This window comes from Leifsonella bigeumensis, assembly GCF_039537265.1.
In the GTDB taxonomy this organism is placed as follows: domain Bacteria; phylum Actinomycetota; class Actinomycetes; order Actinomycetales; family Microbacteriaceae; genus Terrimesophilobacter; species Terrimesophilobacter bigeumensis.
In genome coordinates this window covers 72,548-88,069 of sequence record NZ_BAABAE010000003.1, presented here as the reverse complement: position 1 = coordinate 88,069, position 15,522 = coordinate 72,548, and the positions used below count along the sequence as shown (strand labels likewise).

14 protein-coding genes and 1 tRNA gene are annotated in these 15,522 nt (G+C 68.2%); 5 read left to right on the top strand and 10 right to left on the bottom strand.

Features of this window, described 5'->3' with window-relative positions; genetic code table 11:
- The first annotated feature begins 137 nt into the window (after positions 1 to 137).
- Positions 138 to 222: transfer RNA gene (locus ABD678_RS05480), tRNA-Ser, on the top strand.
- A gap of 250 nt (positions 223 to 472) precedes the next feature.
- Here the strand turns inward: ABD678_RS05480 and ABD678_RS05475 are convergent.
- Positions 473 to 1,216 carry a nucleotide-binding protein gene (locus ABD678_RS05475; protein WP_344754541.1) on the bottom strand — a complete coding sequence of 248 codons (744 nt, stop codon included), beginning with the start codon at positions 1,214 to 1,216 and terminating at the stop codon, positions 473 to 475.
- Positions 1,217 to 1,539: 323 nt separating this feature from the next.
- Between ABD678_RS05475 and ABD678_RS05470 the strand changes: the two genes are divergently transcribed.
- A complete protein-coding gene (locus ABD678_RS05470; protein WP_344754539.1) occupies positions 1,540 to 2,241 on the top strand; it encodes a spermidine synthase family protein in 702 nt (233 codons plus the stop codon).
- Between the two features lie 26 nt (positions 2,242 to 2,267).
- Here the strand turns inward: ABD678_RS05470 and ABD678_RS05465 are convergent, their stop codons facing one another.
- The 6 genes from ABD678_RS05465 to ABD678_RS05440 all read right to left on the bottom strand — a co-directional run bounded on the left by ABD678_RS05465 (position 2,268) and on the right by ABD678_RS05440 (position 9,093).
- Positions 2,268 to 4,061, bottom strand: coding sequence for a helicase HerA-like domain-containing protein (locus tag ABD678_RS05465; RefSeq protein WP_344754537.1), 1,794 nt, complete (start codon positions 4,059 to 4,061; stop codon positions 2,268 to 2,270).
- Between the two features lie 37 nt (positions 4,062 to 4,098).
- A complete protein-coding gene (locus ABD678_RS05460; RefSeq protein WP_344754535.1) occupies positions 4,099 to 4,431 on the bottom strand; it encodes a hypothetical protein in 333 nt (110 codons plus the stop codon).
- Between the two features lie 181 nt (positions 4,432 to 4,612).
- Positions 4,613 to 5,878 (bottom strand): saccharopine dehydrogenase family protein, encoded by a 1,266-nt coding sequence (locus tag ABD678_RS05455; protein ID WP_344754533.1) that lies wholly within the window; start codon positions 5,876 to 5,878, stop codon positions 4,613 to 4,615.
- A gap of 25 nt (positions 5,879 to 5,903) precedes the next feature.
- Positions 5,904 to 6,533 (bottom strand): phosphatase PAP2 family protein, encoded by a 630-nt coding sequence (locus tag ABD678_RS05450; protein ID WP_344754531.1) that lies wholly within the window; start codon positions 6,531 to 6,533, stop codon positions 5,904 to 5,906.
- Positions 6,534 to 6,603: 70 nt separating this feature from the next.
- The gene (locus ABD678_RS05445; RefSeq protein WP_344754529.1) at positions 6,604 to 7,833 is read right to left on the bottom strand and encodes a multidrug effflux MFS transporter; all 1,230 of its coding nucleotides are present in this window, start codon (positions 7,831 to 7,833) and stop codon (positions 6,604 to 6,606) included.
- A gap of 93 nt (positions 7,834 to 7,926) precedes the next feature.
- Positions 7,927 to 9,093 (bottom strand): ROK family transcriptional regulator, encoded by a 1,167-nt coding sequence (locus tag ABD678_RS05440; protein WP_344754527.1) that lies wholly within the window; start codon positions 9,091 to 9,093, stop codon positions 7,927 to 7,929.
- A 30-nt stretch (positions 9,094 to 9,123) separates the two neighbouring features.
- Between ABD678_RS05440 and xylA the strand changes: the two genes are divergently transcribed.
- Positions 9,124 to 10,311 carry a xylose isomerase gene (gene xylA, locus ABD678_RS05435; protein ID WP_344754525.1) on the top strand — a complete coding sequence of 396 codons (1,188 nt, stop codon included), beginning with the start codon at positions 9,124 to 9,126 and terminating at the stop codon, positions 10,309 to 10,311.
- Positions 10,312 to 10,371: 60 nt separating this feature from the next.
- Positions 10,372 to 11,829: a xylulokinase gene (xylB, locus tag ABD678_RS05430; protein ID WP_344754523.1), complete on the top strand. Its 1,458-nt coding sequence runs from the start codon at positions 10,372 to 10,374 to the stop codon at positions 11,827 to 11,829.
- A gap of 28 nt (positions 11,830 to 11,857) precedes the next feature.
- Here xylB and ABD678_RS05425 read toward each other — a convergent pair whose 3' ends face one another.
- Both ABD678_RS05425 and ABD678_RS05420 read right to left on the bottom strand, forming a co-directional pair.
- The gene (locus ABD678_RS05425) at positions 11,858 to 13,222 is read right to left on the bottom strand and encodes an APC family permease (RefSeq protein ID WP_344754521.1); all 1,365 of its coding nucleotides are present in this window, start codon (positions 13,220 to 13,222) and stop codon (positions 11,858 to 11,860) included.
- A gap of 63 nt (positions 13,223 to 13,285) precedes the next feature.
- Positions 13,286 to 13,429: a hypothetical protein gene (locus ABD678_RS05420; RefSeq protein WP_344754519.1), complete on the bottom strand. Its 144-nt coding sequence runs from the start codon at positions 13,427 to 13,429 to the stop codon at positions 13,286 to 13,288.
- Positions 13,430 to 13,450: 21 nt separating this feature from the next.
- On the opposite strand from ABD678_RS05420, the gene ABD678_RS05415 reads away from it, so the two are divergent.
- Positions 13,451 to 14,335 carry an EamA family transporter gene (locus ABD678_RS05415; protein WP_344754517.1) on the top strand — a complete coding sequence of 295 codons (885 nt, stop codon included), beginning with the start codon at positions 13,451 to 13,453 and terminating at the stop codon, positions 14,333 to 14,335.
- 32 nt (positions 14,336 to 14,367) lie between these two features.
- Here ABD678_RS05415 and ABD678_RS05410 read toward each other — a convergent pair whose 3' ends face one another.
- Positions 14,368 to 15,507 carry a cystathionine gamma-synthase gene (locus ABD678_RS05410; RefSeq protein WP_344754515.1) on the bottom strand — a complete coding sequence of 380 codons (1,140 nt, stop codon included), beginning with the start codon at positions 15,505 to 15,507 and terminating at the stop codon, positions 14,368 to 14,370.
- Positions 15,508 to 15,522 lie beyond the last annotated feature (15 nt).

Below are 15,522 nucleotides of genomic sequence, written 5' to 3'. Positions count from 1 at the left end.
GGCCTTCCCGTTCGCAGGCCAGTCGCGCGTGGACGTGCGTGATTGCCTTCATTTGGGACGGTGGAGTGGGAATGCCGGGCATGGACTAATCCCGTAAGATTCTTGGAGGCCGCCGCAGCTCGACCGCGGCGCGACCTGGAGAATTCGCCTAGTGGCCTATGGCGCACGCTTGGAAAGCGTGTTGGGTGCAAGCCCTCGGGGGTTCGAATCCCCCATTCTCCGCTCATGTGATGTCTCGCGATATAGGCCTCGTAACCAACATTGAAACCTGAATGTGTCGCTTATCTAGACTGAGCACGCCGTGTTACAAGTATGCTGCCCAGGCGGCAGCCGGGCGCGATGCCTGAACTCAGGGACACGGCCGAGGCGCAGCTACCTTCCGAGGTGCTCTCGGTAGAGCCCGAGTTGGAGCGCCGTCCTCTTGTGCCGCAGCCGTTATGGGTGCGACACAGGAGGACATGCTCCCTGCCTTCTAAAAGGGCGACTCCTCCACCGGTCGCCGAATACTGGAGTTCACCCGAAGTCCTGCCGCCCTCAGTTCGGCGACGAACTCCCGGAGTTGATGACGAGTAGCCTCGGTGGGGCCTTTAGTGAGCGTCATTGTCTTGCCTCGCGGCGTACGTAGACGAAGTGTAGTTGTGCTATCCGTCCTAACGGACCATCCCTGCGCCGTAGCGTTGGTGAGTAAGATTGCGAGCTCTTTGTCGAGGGCTGAGCGCACGGAGTCCGAGTCTTGGGATGCGACGGTATGTGTACGGAGGCCCTGTTTCTGTATCTGTTGCTCGACCTCGAGTGCCGCGCTGGTGACCGCGGCTCGCTCGTTTCCGTCGGGCGAACGCTGGTATGTCAATCGAGTCAATCCAAAGACATCGCTCGGCAGTGTCAAAACTCCAGTGGCGAGTAGAAAAGTACGGGCTCTGCCGATAGCGCCGACAAACAGCCCGAACTCTAGAACTACGTTGTCTCGTGCAGTCGGCGTAGTAACTCCCCGGCTCGCTATCGTGTCATCGGGTGTTGCAATGAGCACGGCAAAGTCCATCTTGGCGGCAGTAGCAACTAGAGAATCAAGCGCGTATCCTGACGGGTCAAATACTTCCTGATCCCACCGGACAACCTGGCATTTGTTCCCCAACTCCACTTGCAAGTGGCGCGCAACCTCGCGGCCTTCTATAGACGAGCCGATGAACACGCGGGCCAACGAGTTCGTTTCAGTCATGACGTAAACCTACTAGCGAGAGACTGAATCCCATTTGGCGCACATAGTCTTGGCATTCTTGCCGACTTTCATTGGGATCACGTACGATGCTCCTGCAAACAGGTCAGCAGCGGCAGGGCAAAGCGCATTTAGCAGACAACCCGCCAACAGAAATGCACCTTCGCCCGAACGGTGGGCGCGCATTTCCATTGTCGGCGCTGCGGATTCGAGTCCTTGGATGGGCCACGCCGCCAGTTCCGACGCGTGGCAGCGGATCGGTGGGGACGAATCCCCCATTCTCCGCTCTTGCCCAAAGTCGCGACTGCGCTAGTTAGGCTCACACCATGACCACTGCCCGCTTCGAGGAACTCGATTGGCAAGAGACCCCCATGGGTGAGCTCACTCTGCGACGTCGGCTCGAACCGACCCTCGGTGTCGACGTGTTCGAGGTCAAGCTCGGCGAAGAGTTTCTCATGTCGAGCCTGTTCACGGTGGCGGAGGTGGCGCTTGCCGACCTGGGGCTCGCGGCGGTCAGCGGCGACAACCTCACCGTGGTGGTCGGCGGTCTGGGTCTCGGATACACGGCGGTCGCGGCCCTTGCGGATGCCCGGGTCGGTTCACTCGAGGTGATCGATGCGCTCCCCGCCGTCATCGACTGGCATGAACGGGGCTTGTTGCCCGTGTCGGCGCAGTTGACGGGGGACATCCGCACCACGCTCGTGCTCGACGACTTTTTCGCTCTGATGCGGCGCAAGCCCACCACCCGGTATGACGCGATCCTGCTCGATGTGGACCATTCGCCACGCCACCAGCTCGACCCCAGCCATTCCGACCTCTACACGATGGCAGGGCTCGGGCAGGTGCGCCACCACCTGGTAGAGGGTGGCGTGTTCGCGCTGTGGTCGGATGACCCGCCCGACGACGAATTCATGGCCCGCCTTAGCGTCGTGTTCAGCGACCCCGTCGCGCACATCGTCGATTTCGACAACGCACTCACCGGCGGCGTTTCTTCCAACACGGTGTACGTGGCGACCCGTCATCCCTAGCGTTCAGTCCGCGTCGCAGCGGGGCCTCAGCGGCGCTTGAGCGTCCCGAAGATGCCCTTGATGACCGTATTGATCATCGATTTGCCCTGCCTGGACCGGATGAAGTCGGAGATCGGATTCGATTCCTTCTTCGACGAGGTGCGGGTCGTCGTGCGGGTGGTGGGCTTGCGCGTCTTCGGGCGGGTCTTCTCCCACTCGCGCTGCATGCGCTCGTAGTCGGCCTGCGCCTGCGCGGCCTCGTCCTGGGCGGACGCCGCGTCTCGCTGGGCTGATGCGGCGGCGGATGCTGCGGCCAGCTTCTTCGCCAGGATCTCGCGCGCCGACTCAGGGTCGATCGCCGTGCCGTACTTCGCCTGCAGCGGCGAGGCGGCGACGGCGGCCTTCACGGCATCCGGGGACGCGGGGTCCATCGACCCCTGCGGTGCGCGCAGCCGCGTCCAGGCGACCGGCGTTGGGGCACCGGTCTCGCTCATGACCGTGACGATCGCCTCACCGGTCGCGAGCTGAGTGAGCACCTGCTCGAGGTCGTACCCCGACATCGGGTAGGTCGAGACGGTCGCGCGCAGGGCGCGGGCGGCATCCGGCGTGTGGGCGCGAAGCTGGTGCTGGATGCGCGAGCCGAGCTGGGCGAGCACGTCATCCGGAACGTCCTTCGGCGTCTGCGTGACGAAGACGATGCCGACGCCCTTCGAACGGATGAGGCGAACCGTCTGGACGATCGCGAGCAGGAAGTCCTTCGACGCATCCTGGAACAGCAGGTGCGCCTCATCGAAGAAGAACACGAGCTTCGGCTTGTCGAGGTCGCCGACCTCGGGCAGGTCGTTGAAAAGGTCGGCGAGCAGCCACATGAGGAAGGTCGAGAACAGCGCGGGCTTGTCCCGCACACCCGGCACCTCGAGCAGGCTGATGATGCCCCGGCCATCGGATGCGGTGCGCAGGAACTCGGCGGTGTCGATCTCCGGCTCGCCGAAGAAGACGTCTGCACCCTGGTCGCCGAACGCGATGAGGTTGCGCAGGATGACGCCGACGGTGGCTTTGGAGAGCCCGCCGAGATTCTTCAGATCGTCCTTGCCCTCGTTCGTGAGCCAGGTGAGAACGGCGCGCAGGTCGGCGAGGTCGACGAGCGGGAGGCCGGCGTTCGTCGCGTAGTGGAACACGAGTCCGAGCGAGGATTCCTGCGTCTCGTTGAGCCCGAGCACCTTCGAGAGCAGGGTCGGCCCGAACCCGGAGATCGTCGCGCGCACCGGCACCCCCATGCCGACGCCGCCGAGGCTGAAGTACTCGGTCGGGAAGCTCGCCGGCGCCCAGTCCTGGCCGATGCCGCGGGTGCGGGCGAGGAGCTTGTCGCTCGCCGGGCCAGGCGCCGACACCCCGGTGAGATCGCCCTTGATGTCGGCCGCGAAGACCGGGACGCCGGCCGTCGAGAGCTGCTCGGCGAGAACCTGCAGGGTGCGGGTCTTTCCGGTGCCGGTCGCGCCGGCGACGAGCCCGTGGCGGTTGAGCATGCCGATCGGGATGCGCACCTGCACGCCCGGGTCGGCCTGGCCGTTGACGAGGGCGCCGATCTCCAGGACCGAGCCCTCGAAGGCGTAACCGGCTTTGATGGTTGCGACGGCGTCAGGCTTGAGGGGCGCCGGTGGGGCGATGCTGTCTTCCGTGCCTCTAGCGGAATCCGGCTCCTTCGCCGTCTCGGATGCGGCAGCTTCAGTCGCCGCAGCGGCATCGGCAGCATCAGCAGCGGCCTGGGCCTTCGCGAGCGCCGCCTGGGCCTCTTCGAGCGCTCTCTTCGCCGCCGCCACCTGCTCCGCTGCATCCGTCATGGCGCCAAGCCTATTCGTGGGTCGACTGGTTCGAAGCTCAGCGCACGGCCGACCACTCCGCGGCATTCACAATCAGGACGAACACGAGCGCCGTGACCGCGATCGCGATCATCAGACAGGCCAGGGTCATGAGCCTTGCACGGCGAGCGGGAATCGCGAGGACCGCCGCCACCATGAAGACGTAGAGCACGAGGATGACTGCGGCGCCTATGAGACCGACCGGCGGCTGGAGGGAGTTGAGTGCCAGCAACAACCCGATGGACAGCGCGGCCAGTGCCCCGCCGACACTGAGCCAGACGGCACCGCCCGAGGTGCGCAGCGCGGGCTGGTCGCCCACCCGCGTGGGATCCCGACGATCGGAACGCGACATCCTTCTCACCCATCCTGCTGTACTTGCGGGCAGGCTACGCCGATCGGCTGGGAGTCACCGGAGCCGACGAGCCGTCCCACTGCAGGCCCTCCCGCCGCGAGTGATGGCCGTCCGGACGAATGATGGCGCCGGGGCGGGCACACTCGTCCGGACGGCCATCACTCGCGCAGCTCGCCGCCGATCACTGCTCGCAGATGCCCCACGCCTGCCCATAGCCTCCCTCGGCCTCCGGCAGCGCCATGAGGTCGAGGAACGGCTTCGCGTCGAAGGCCTCCGGACCGAGAACGCCCGCGCCCGACCACACGCCGGATGCGAGCAGCTCGAGCGCGATCACCGGGTTCAACGCCGTCTGCCACACGACGCACTGGCTCTCGTACTCGGCCATCGTCCACTCGTTGTCGCTCACGTGGTAGAGGTAGCTCGACCGAGGGGCGCCGTCCTTGCCCGTGCCCGTCACCCACACTCCGGCACAGGTCTTGCCCGTCATCCGAGGCCCGATCGTCGCAGGGTCCGGGAGCCCGGCGGCCACGACGTCGCGCGGCGCCACCATGACGGGGCCATCCGCCGAACGCACCCGCACCGGCTGGGTCTTGTCGAGGCCGAGCTGGTTCAGGGTCTTGAGAATGCCGATGAACTCGTTCCCGAGCCCGTACTTGAAGGTCACGCGCTTCGCCGGCAGCCAGCGCGGCATGAGGAGCACCTCCTCGTGCTCGACATTGACGCACTCGACCGGGCCGATGCCCTCCGGGAAGTCGAAGATCTCCGGCTCGCTGAACGGCGCCGTCGTATACCAGCCCTTGTCCTTCTCCCAGATCACCGGCGGGTTCAGGCACTCCTCGATGGTCGTCCAGATGCTGAAGGATGGTGCGAAGATCTCGTTGCCGGCCTCGTCGCGGACGACGAGGTTCGCACCGTCGCGCACGCCCAGCTCCTCGACCTCGCCGAACAGGTGGTCGACGGCGTAGCGCGCGAAGACATCCGAGAGCCCCGGCTCGACACCGATACCGACGAGGGCGAGCCGCCCGGCCTTCTCCCAGTCGGGCGCCTGGGCGAACTGGTCGTCGCCGAGCTTGACGCCGGTCTCCTCGTGCGGGTTCACCGGATGCGGCTCGGACAGGCTCATGGCCATATCGAGGTAGTCCGCCCCGGCGGCGAGCGCCCCGGCGAAGATGGTGGGCACGAACTTGGGCTCGACCGCGTTCATGACATGGGTGGCGCCATGCTCCTTCGCGACGGCAGCCACGTCATCCGGATTCGAGGCGTCGACTCTCGCCGCAACGAATCGCCCGCCCTGCGGTCCATGCTTCGCTTCGACCCAGGCGACCGTCGCCTCCGCTCGCGCGAGGTCGTAGTCGCTCACGATCATGGTCTCGAAGAAGGTGCGGCGGGCGGCGATCTTCGCGATCGCATTGCCGACGCCGCCGGCGCCGACGAGGAGGATTCTCATGGATCGACGCTAGCGGCTCTCACCCTCAGGAAGGTAGCGGGCGTTCGTGGGAGTTCGTCGCCCGCCGCGACCCTCGCTCGCGATCCAGTCGCCGTGCCAGCGGCGCCCAGACGATGACCGCGATTCCCGCACCGAGGAGTGCGCCGCCGACCGTGTCGGTCAGCCAGTGAGCACCGAGATACGTGCGGCTGAGGGCCATGGCGACCGTGTAGACGGCCCCCGCGTACCAGACCCACGCACGCCCGAGGATGATGGCGAGCGAGACCGCGAGCGTCGCAGCGTTGGCGACATGGCCCGAGGGGAAGGAGCCGGCATCACTCACGACAAGGATCTCCTCGGGCCTCGGACGGTCGAAGGTCGCCTTGAGCGACTGGACGGCGAGCACACTCAGCAGGACGGCGAGCGCGTAGTACGCCGCTGCCCAACGTCGGCGCGCGACCAGGAGAGCCGCGACCGTCCCCACGGGGACGAGGATCCGGGCGAACCATCCGCCGCCGACGAAGTTCAGCACGAGCGCGGGCCCCTCGAGCCAACCGACCCGGTGCTCGAGCATCTCGTCCATCCAGACCTCGTCGACGAGGATCGGTCCGTTGTGTCTGGCGAAGATGAGCAACCCGAGCAGCACGGCGAGGACGACCGCCGAAAGGCCGCTCACCCATGGCCAGTGGCGCGTGGCCTTTCGCGACGTTCGCGTACTCGGCAGCCCATCCATCGTCTGATGGTAGCTAGCGCACGAGCGGCGGCACGGTCGATGGTCGCACCACGAGCCAGAGGGCCAGCACCGAGACCACCGCGGTGACCGCCATGACAGCACCCATGGGGATGGCCGTATCGATCCCGAACACCCCGACGATGGGCGAGATCGCCCCGGCCAGGCCGAAGTTGAGCGCCCCGAGCACGGATGCCGCTGTGCCCGCCTCCTTCGGATGGTTGGCGAGCGCGAGCACCTGCACGAGCGGGAACCCGAATCCGCAGGCGGTGATGAACACCCACAGCGGGATGAGGATCGCCATGAGCCCGAGGTGCAGGATGTCGACGACCACGATCGCGGTCGCCGACACCACGAGCACGGCGGTCGAGACCGCGAGGATCCACTGCGGGCCGAAGTAGTTCGCGAGACGCGAGGAGATCTGCACCCCGGCGACGACTCCGATCGAGTTCGCGGCGAACAGGATGCCGAACTCCTGCGGGTTCATCCCGTACACCTGCTGGAACAGGAACGACGACGACGAGAGGTAGGCGAAGAGGCCGGAGAAGGTCATTCCGGAGATGATCGCGACCCCGACGAAGACCCGGTCGGAGAAGATCGCCCGGTAGCGCTCCCACACCGTTGCATGACCTCGGTCGACGCGTCGCGCGGGCGGCAGGGTCTCGACGATGAACACCGTCGTGGCGACCACCACGAGGATTCCGTAGGCGGCGAGGAAGTAGAAGATGCCCCTCCAGTCGAGAATGGTCAGCAGTTGCGAGCCGATGACCGGGGCGAGGATCGGGGCGAGCCCGTTGACGAGCGCGAGGCGGGAGAGCATCCGCACGAGCGGGATTCCGCCGAACAGGTCGCGCACCATGGCCATCGCGACGACACCGCCCGCGGCCGCCCCGATGCCCTGCAGGACCCGGAAGAGGCCGAGCCACAGCACATCCGGCGCGAGCGCGACGGCGAAACTGGCCGCGACATGCAGCGCGGTGGCGAGGATGAGCGGCAGTCGGCGCCCGACCCGGTCGCTCCACGGTCCGACCAGGAGCTGCCCGACACCGAAACCGACCGCGGTCGCCGTGAGGGTGAGCTGGATGAGCGCCGTCGAGACCGCGAACTCGTGCTCGAGGGCGGGGAAGGCAGGCAGGTAGAGGTCGACCGTGAACGGTCCGAGCGCGGTGAGCGCGCCCAGCACGAGCACGTAAACGAGGCGCTGGCGGCCGGAGAGGGAGTCCCCGGGATGGACGATGGTGGTCAAGGAAGTTCCCAGGATCGGGCGCGGACTTGCTCGCGGCGGAAGTGCGGACTTGCGCGAAGCGACCCTGGTGCGCGTACGGTGTCGACTTTACCGTCACCGGCCCAGCGGATCGGCCATCACCCGCTCGAAGGCCAGCTCGGCCGCGCCGATCATGAGGATGTCCGCACCCAAGGCGGCGGGCAGGATCTCGACCGACTCGAATGGCGCTCCCAGCGCAGTGTCGCCGACGAGCGCCGCCAGGCTGCCGTCCTCCGTTCCGATGAGCAGCTCGAGGAAACCACCGAGCACGACCCGGGAGGGGTTGAGCACGTTGACGATGTTGCGGAGGGCAACCGCGAGGTGGCGGCGCTGCCGATTGATCTCCGCATCGAGCGCCCGACTCGTGCCTGCCGCCAGGACGGCCTGAAGTTCGCGGAGGTCTCCGGCTCCCGCCGCGGCAAGAAGCGCCGCTTGGGAGACCTCAGTCTCCAGGCAGCCCCGCGCGCCGCAATGGCAGGCGCGCCCTTCGCTGTTGACGAGGGTGTGGCCGAGCTCGCCGGCGTAGCCCGCGGCGCCGGCGAGCGGGTTCCCCGCGATCACGATGCCACCGCCGATTCCGCTGGCCCCGCCGTTGAGGTAGGCGAGATCGCCGACCCCGATGCCCGCGCCGAACGCGCGCTCCGCGGTCGCCCCGAGGGAGGCGTCATTGGCGGCACGGACGGGAAGCCCGGTCGCATCCTCCAGCATCCGCGCGAAGGGGACATCGACCCACTGCAGGTGCGGGGCGAGCCGCACCACGCCGTCCGACCGGCGCACGAGTCCGGGAACGGCGGCTCCGATCCCGACGACGCGGTTCTCCCTCAGATCGAGTTCACCGATCATGCTGACGATCTGCTCGACGACGCCGGCGACATCCGAACCGTCCTCCACCGGTCGCCGCATCCGCTGGATGACCGTGCCGCCGAGGCCGACAACCCCCAGGGTGATCGCATCCACCTCCGGGTTGACGGCGATGGCGACCGGGAGCGTACCCGGCCGCACGTATCGGCTCGGACGGCCGGCGCTCTCGCGGGCATCGGGTTCCGCCTCGACCACGAGTCGCGCTTCGACGAGCTCGGCGACGAGGGTGGCGACGGTGGAGCGGTTGAGCCCGGACAACTCGGTGAGGCGGGCTCGGGGGACACCGCCACTACGATGCACGACGGTCAGGATGGCGGACAGATTGTGGCGGTGAACATCGTCGGTGTGATTGCGCCCGATTGCGGGAGGGGATATGTTCATGGCAACAACAAATGTACCTTGGAGCAGGCAATGGCGACACCGACACGCGACGACAAATTCACCTTCGGGCTGTGGACCATCGGCTACAACGGCACCGACCCCTTCGGCGGGCCGACCAGACCGCCGCTCGACGTGGTCGACGCCGTCACCCATCTCGCCGAGCTCGGCGCCTCGGGTCTCACCTTCCACGACGACGACCTGTTCGCGTTCGGCTCGACGGATGCCGCCCGCCAGCAGCAGATCGACCGCCTGAAGCAGGCGCTCGCCGACACCGGACTCGCGGTGCCGATGATCACGACGAATCTCTTCAGCCAGCCGGTCTTCAAGGACGGCGGGTTCACCTCCAACGACCGTGCGGTGCGCCGGTACGCGCTGCGCAAAGTCCTGCGCAACCTCGACCTCGCCGCCGAGCTCGGAGCGAAGACCTTCGTCATGTGGGGCGGACGCGAGGGCGCGGAGTACGACGCGGCCAAGGACATCCGTGCCGCCCTCGAGCGCTACCGGGAAGCCGTCAACCTGCTCGGCGACTACGTCACGAACAAGGGCTACGACATCCGGTTCGCGATCGAGCCCAAGCCGAACGAGCCGCGGGGCGACATCCTGCTGCCCACCGTCGGGCACGCGCTCGCGTTCATCGCGTCGCTCGAGCGGCCGGAGCTCGTCGGCGTCAACCCCGAGGTCGGGCACGAGCAGATGGCCGGGCTCAACTTCGCGGCCGGGATCGCGCAGGCGCTGTACCACGGCAAGCTGTTCCACATCGACCTCAACGGGCAGCGCGGCATCAAATACGACCAGGACCTCGTGTTCGCGCACGGCGACCTGTACAACGCCTTCGCGCTCGTCGACCTGCTGGAGAACGGTGCACCGGGCGGCGGACCGGCCTACGACGGGCCGCGGCACTTCGACTACAAGCCCTCGCGCACCGAGGATGTCGAGGGCGTCTGGGCCTCTGCCGCCGCCAACATGCGCAACTACCTGTTGCTCAAGGAGCGGGCCGCGGCGTTCCGCGCCGACCCGGAGGTACAGGCCGCGCTCGAGGCCGCGCGCGTGCCGGAGCTCTCCGTGCCGACCCTCGCGACGGGCGAGACCTACGACGACCTGCTCGCCGACCGCACCGCGTTCGAAGACTTCGACACCTCGGTCTACTTCGGCGGCCGTGGCTTCAACTTCGTCGCCCTGCAGCAGCTCGCGACCGAGCATCTCCTCGGTGCTCGGTGACAGCGGTGCTCGATGACAGCGGTGCGCGATGACGGCGGTGCGCGATGACGGCGGTGCGCGATGACTAGTGTCGCCGGGGTGGACTCCTCCACTCAGAGCTGCAAGGTCATCATCCGCGACCTCGAATCCGGAGCGATCGTGCGCAGCGGGCGGGCACCGCATCCGGACGGCACCGAGGTCGACCCTGAGGCGTGGTGGCAGGCGCTGCGAGCGGCGATCGCGGATGCGGGCGGTCTCGGCGACGTGGCCGCGATCTCGATCGCCGGCCAGCAGCACGGCATGGTGGCGCTGGATGCCGATGGGCGCGTCATCCGTCCCGCGCTGCTCTGGAACGACACTCGTTCAGCGCAGGCCGCCGCTGACCTCGTCGACGAGGTGGGCGCCGCCGAATTCGCACGCCGCACCGGAACAGTGCCCGTCGCATCCTTCACCCTCACCAAGCTGCGCTGGCTGGCCGACGCCGAACCCGAGAACGCCGCGCGCGTGGTCGCCATCGCACTCCCCCACGACTGGCTCACCTGGCGCCTGCGCGGCTACGGCCCCGTCGGTGAGAGCCCGCTCGGGCCGGTGCTCTCCGAACTGACGACCGACCGATCCGATGCGAGCGGCACCAGCTACTTCGACCCCACGACCGGCTCCTACGACCGCAACCTGCTCGCCCGCGCACTCCGCCTTCCGGACGTCCCTGTCCCAAATGAAGGCATCCAGCTTCCCCGGGTACTGGATCCCTGGGCAGCGCAGACCGTCGATGCCGAAATGCCTTCATTTGGGACAACAACAGGCGCGGGTGGTGGGCTGGTGGTGGGAGCAGGCGCCGGCGACAACGCGGCGGCGGCCCTCGGGCTGGGCGCGGCGACCGGTGATGTCGTGGTCTCGATCGGCACGAGCGGCACGGTCTTCGCCGTCACCGACCGGCCGGTACGCGATACGGCGGGCACCGTCGCCGGATTCGCGGATGCCGCCGGCGGCTTCCTCCCGCTCGTCGCGACCCTGAACGCCGCACGCACGCTCGTCTCGATCGCCGCAGTCCTCGGCACGGACCACGATGAGCTCGGTCGCCTCGCCCTCACCGCGGAGCCAGGCGCAGGCGGCCTCGTCCTCACCCCCTACTTCGAGGGCGAGCGCACCCCTAACCTGCCGGATGCGACGGCCAGCCTCACCGGCATGACGCTCGCCTCGACGACGCGCGCGAACCTCGCGCGGGCGGCGATCGAGGGAATGCTGTGCGGGCTCGCCGACGGCCTCGACGCCCTGACGCGCTGCGGGGTCGAAGCGCGTCGCATCCTGCTCATCGGTGGCGCGGCACAGAACGCCGCCGTCGCGACGATCGCAGCCCAGGTGTTCGACCTGCCCGTCGTGGTGCCGGAACCCGGCGAATACGTCGCGGCGGGCGCCGCCGTGCAGGCCGCCTGGGCGCTCACCGGCGAGCGCCCGGCCTGGCAGATCGGCATCGCCTCGCGGCCGGCATCCGACCACCGGCCGATCATCCGCGAGCAGTATTCATCGCACCGCGCCTGACGAGTCGTCCACCCCGTCATGACTCGGGTCAATGTGCGGCTTCCGGATCCGTCGCACCCGCAGGATGCCCCGACTCGCGGGGAACGGGGCGAGGCTGCCTCGCGCGCACCCGCTTGACGACCGTGACGATGACTGCCGTGAGAGCGAGCCCAGCAGGGACGAGCAGATGCACTCCGGCGAGGATGAGCAGCCCGACCACGAAGACACAGGAGACCACGGCCATCCACCAGCCGACCGACCAGCGTTCGAGCAGCCGGACGGCCGCCCACATTCCGAGTGCGTAGATCGCCACCATGCAGCTCGTGTGGATGAGGATGAAGGCCGCGAGATCGAGCCCGGCGAGGCTCAGCGCCACGAAGTACACGCCGATGAGCAGACCCACGACGAGCAGGCTGCGCCTGGGGATGCCGCCGGATTCCGCACCGGCCGCCATCCACCGCGGGAGGTCGCCGTCGCGCCCGAGCGAGGCGCCGAGCTTCGCGAAGGCGCCGAGGTAGGTGTTGAGCACGCCGAGCGAGACGATGCCCGCGATGACGGCGACGGCTGCGGGGCCGACGCCCGGCGCGGTCGTGGCGACGAGGTCGAGGAGGGGAACCGGGCTGTCTCCCGCGTTCGATCCGAGCACGGCGATCGTGATGAACTGGAGCGCGAGGTAGGCGATGCCGACGGCGGCGATGGCGATCGCGGTGGCGAGCGGGATGGTGCGCCGCGGGTTGCGGAACTCACCGGCGATGTGGGTGACGGCCTCCCAACCGGCGAACGCCCAGACGAACAGGCTGATGGCAGTACCGACCCCGAGCCAGCCGTTCGGCAGGAACGGTTCGAAGTTCTGCGGATGCGCGGCAGGCAGGGTGACCGCCACGACCCCGATCACGATGGCGACGAGTGCGCCGGTGAGCACGAGCTGTACCGCGCCCGACACCCGCAGCCCGTACATGTTCGACACGAACGGTGGGACGAAGATGAGTACCGAGAGCAGCACGATGACCCACTGCGGCGCTCCGAAGATCGCACCGATGTAGGAGGCGCCGAGCACCGCGACGACGGGCGCGCCGACGCACACGCCGAAGTAGAACCAGTAGCCGGCCATCCGGGCGGCCGTCGGCCCGAGCGCGAGCCGCACGAAGGTGGCGACACCACCGGCATCCGGATGCCGTGCCGCGAGCGCGGCGAACGTGCCGGCGAGCGGGATGGACAGCACGAGCACCGCGACGACGGCGAGGATCGAGGCGGGGCCGGCCGCGGTCGCCGCGAGCGCCGGCAGTACGAGGATGCCGGTGCCGAGCACGGAGGCGATGTACAGCGATGAGCCCTGCAGCAGGCCGACGGTGCCGGCGTGCCCGGTGCCGGCAGGCCCGGGATCGGCGATCGTCGCGACGGTACGGTTGCTCACCACTCCATAGTCTCTCTGGCAGTCAGGTGTCGTCCATCGAGAAACTGCCACTCTGTGTCTACCTCACGCCATGTCGACGTCGTGCCATGCAGCCGGCGTCGCGCTCGGTGTCATTCTCGCATCCGCCACCGACCTCGTCGGCACACTCGTCGGCATCCGGCCGGCATCGCCGGCCGTGGCATCGCGCCTGGCGCTGCGCCATCTCACCACCGTCTACTGTCATAAGTTGTGACCACCCAACGCGATCGAACCGTCGGCGCGACGACGCAGCTCGCCACCGAGGTGAGCATCAACTTCGGCTCATCGATCGCGGGCCTTCTCATCCCCATCGTCGGCAGTGTCGTCGTCGTCGCGGTGCGTCAGCTCGTGACGGCACTCGTCGTCGTTCCGCTCTCCCGGCCCCGGATACGCGGCCGCTCCTGGCGCGCCCTCTGGCCCGCCATCGCGCTCGGCGTCATCCTCGCCGTCATGAACCTGACCTTCTACGAGGCGGTCGGGCGCGTGGGCCTCGGTATCGCTGCGACGATCGAGTTCCTCGGTCCGCTCTCGATCGCCCTCGCGACCTCCCGGCGCATCCTCGACGTCGCCTGCGCGCTCGCCGCGGGCGCGGGCGTGTTCATCCTGGCCGGCGGCGAGGGGCAGCTGGATGTCGTGGGCATCCTGCTCGCACTCGCGGCGGGCGTGAGCTGGGCGCTCTACATTCTCGTCACGAGAACCGTGGCGGCACGGTTCAAGGGACTCGAGGGGCTCGGCATCGCGAGCGTCGTCGCGCTCGCCATCATCGGGCCGGCCGCGCTCGTGGTCGTCGACTACTCGGCGATCGACTGGCGGGTGCTCGGCCTGCTCGTGGCGACGGGGATCCTGTGCTCGGCCATCCCGTACAGCCTCGACAGCGTCATCCTGCGCAGGATCACGCCTCGCCTCTACTCCATCATCACGAGCTGCTCTCCGGTCATCGCCGCACTGTTCGGCTGGCTCATCCTCGGGCAGGGACTGTCGCTCCTGCAACAACTCGCGGTCGTGCTCGTGTGCGCCGCCGCCGCCACCGCGTTCGCCACCCAGCGCACCCCGCCCGCCTCCCAACTGGAGGCCACCGCAACCGTAACGCCCTGACGCCGAGCCACGACCAGCGCAGGAGGGAACGGCTATTTCAGCGCGGCCAGCACATCCTCGATGAGGTCGGCGGCGTCCTCGACGCCCACCGAGAGCCGGATGAGGTTGTCGGGCACCTCGAGCTCTGTTCCGCGCACCGAGGCGTGCGTCATCTCGGCCGGGTAGTTCACGAGGGATTCGACGCCGCCCAGCGACTCGGCAAGCTGGAACAGTTTCGTCGACTCCGCGAACTTCTTCGCCGCCGCAGCACCGCCGCGGAAGGTGATCGACAGCATCCCGCCGAACCCGCGCATCTGCCGTGCGGCGAGCTCATGTCCGGGATGGTCGGGCAGGCCGGGGTAGTAGACGTGCTCGAGGGCCGGATGCCCGACGAGCTTCTCGGCGATGGCCTGCGCGCTCGCGCAATGACGCTCCATCCGCAGCGCGAGGGTCTTGGCTCCGCGGGTCGTGAGCCAGGCATCCATCGGGCCGGAGACGGCGCCGGCCGCGAACTGGACGAAGCCGACGCGCGAGGCGAGCTCGTCGTCGTTCAGCACGACGGCGCCGCCGAGCACATCGGAGTGGCCGCCCAGGTACTTGGTCGTCGAGTGCACGACGACGTCGGCGCCGAGCGCGAGCGGGTTCTGCAGGTAGGGCGAGGCGAAGGTGTTGTCGACGACGACGAGGGCGCCGGCCGCGTGGCCGAGCTCGGCGAGCACCGCGATGTCGGAGATCGTCATGAGCGGGTTGCTGGGCGTCTCGACCCACAGCACCTTCGTGGTCGGCGTGATCGCCGCGCGCACGGCATCCGGGTCGCTCATGTTCACGACGCTCAGCGACACGCCCCAGGGGACGAAGATGCGGTTCACGAGCCGGTGCGTGCCACCGTAGACGTCGTTGCCCATGAGCACGTGGTCGCCGGGCTTCAGCACCGTGCGCAGGAGGGCGTCCTCCGCGGCGAGGCCCGAGGCGAAGCTCAGGCCGTGCTTTCCTCCTTCGAGGCTCGCGAGCTGAGCCTGCAGCGAGTCGCGCGTCGGGTTGGTCCCGCGCGTGTACTCGTAACCATTTCGCAGGTCGCCGATGCTCTTCTGCACGAACGTCGTCGTGAGGTAGACGGGCGGGATGACGGCGCCCGTGGTCGGGTCGAAGCCCTGACCGTCGTGGACGGCGCGCGTGCTGAAGTCGTGGCTCATGGTGTCGCTTTCAGT

What these genes read in the sequence shown, in the direction of transcription:
- ABD678_RS05410 (WP_344754515.1), bottom strand. Translation starts at nt 15,507, where the DNA reads ATGAGCCACGACTTCAGCACGCGCGCCGTCCACGACGGTCAGGGCTTC.
- ABD678_RS05460 (WP_344754535.1), bottom strand. Translation starts at nt 4,431, where the DNA reads ATGTCGCGTTCCGATCGTCGGGATCCCACGCGGGTGGGCGACCAGCCC.
- ABD678_RS05455 (WP_344754533.1), bottom strand. Translation starts at nt 5,878, where the DNA reads ATGAGAATCCTCCTCGTCGGCGCCGGCGGCGTCGGCAATGCGATCGCG.
- xylA (WP_344754525.1), top strand. Translation starts at nt 9,124, where the DNA reads ATGGCGACACCGACACGCGACGACAAATTCACCTTCGGGCTGTGGACC.
- ABD678_RS05475 (WP_344754541.1), bottom strand. Translation starts at nt 1,216, where the DNA reads ATGACTGAAACGAACTCGTTGGCCCGCGTGTTCATCGGCTCGTCTATA.
- ABD678_RS05465 (WP_344754537.1), bottom strand. Translation starts at nt 4,061, where the DNA reads ATGACGGATGCAGCGGAGCAGGTGGCGGCGGCGAAGAGAGCGCTCGAA.
- xylB (WP_344754523.1), top strand. Translation starts at nt 10,372, where the DNA reads ATGACTAGTGTCGCCGGGGTGGACTCCTCCACTCAGAGCTGCAAGGTC.
- ABD678_RS05440 (WP_344754527.1), bottom strand. Translation starts at nt 9,093, where the DNA reads ATGAACATATCCCCTCCCGCAATCGGGCGCAATCACACCGACGATGTT.
- ABD678_RS05470 (WP_344754539.1), top strand. Translation starts at nt 1,540, where the DNA reads ATGACCACTGCCCGCTTCGAGGAACTCGATTGGCAAGAGACCCCCATG.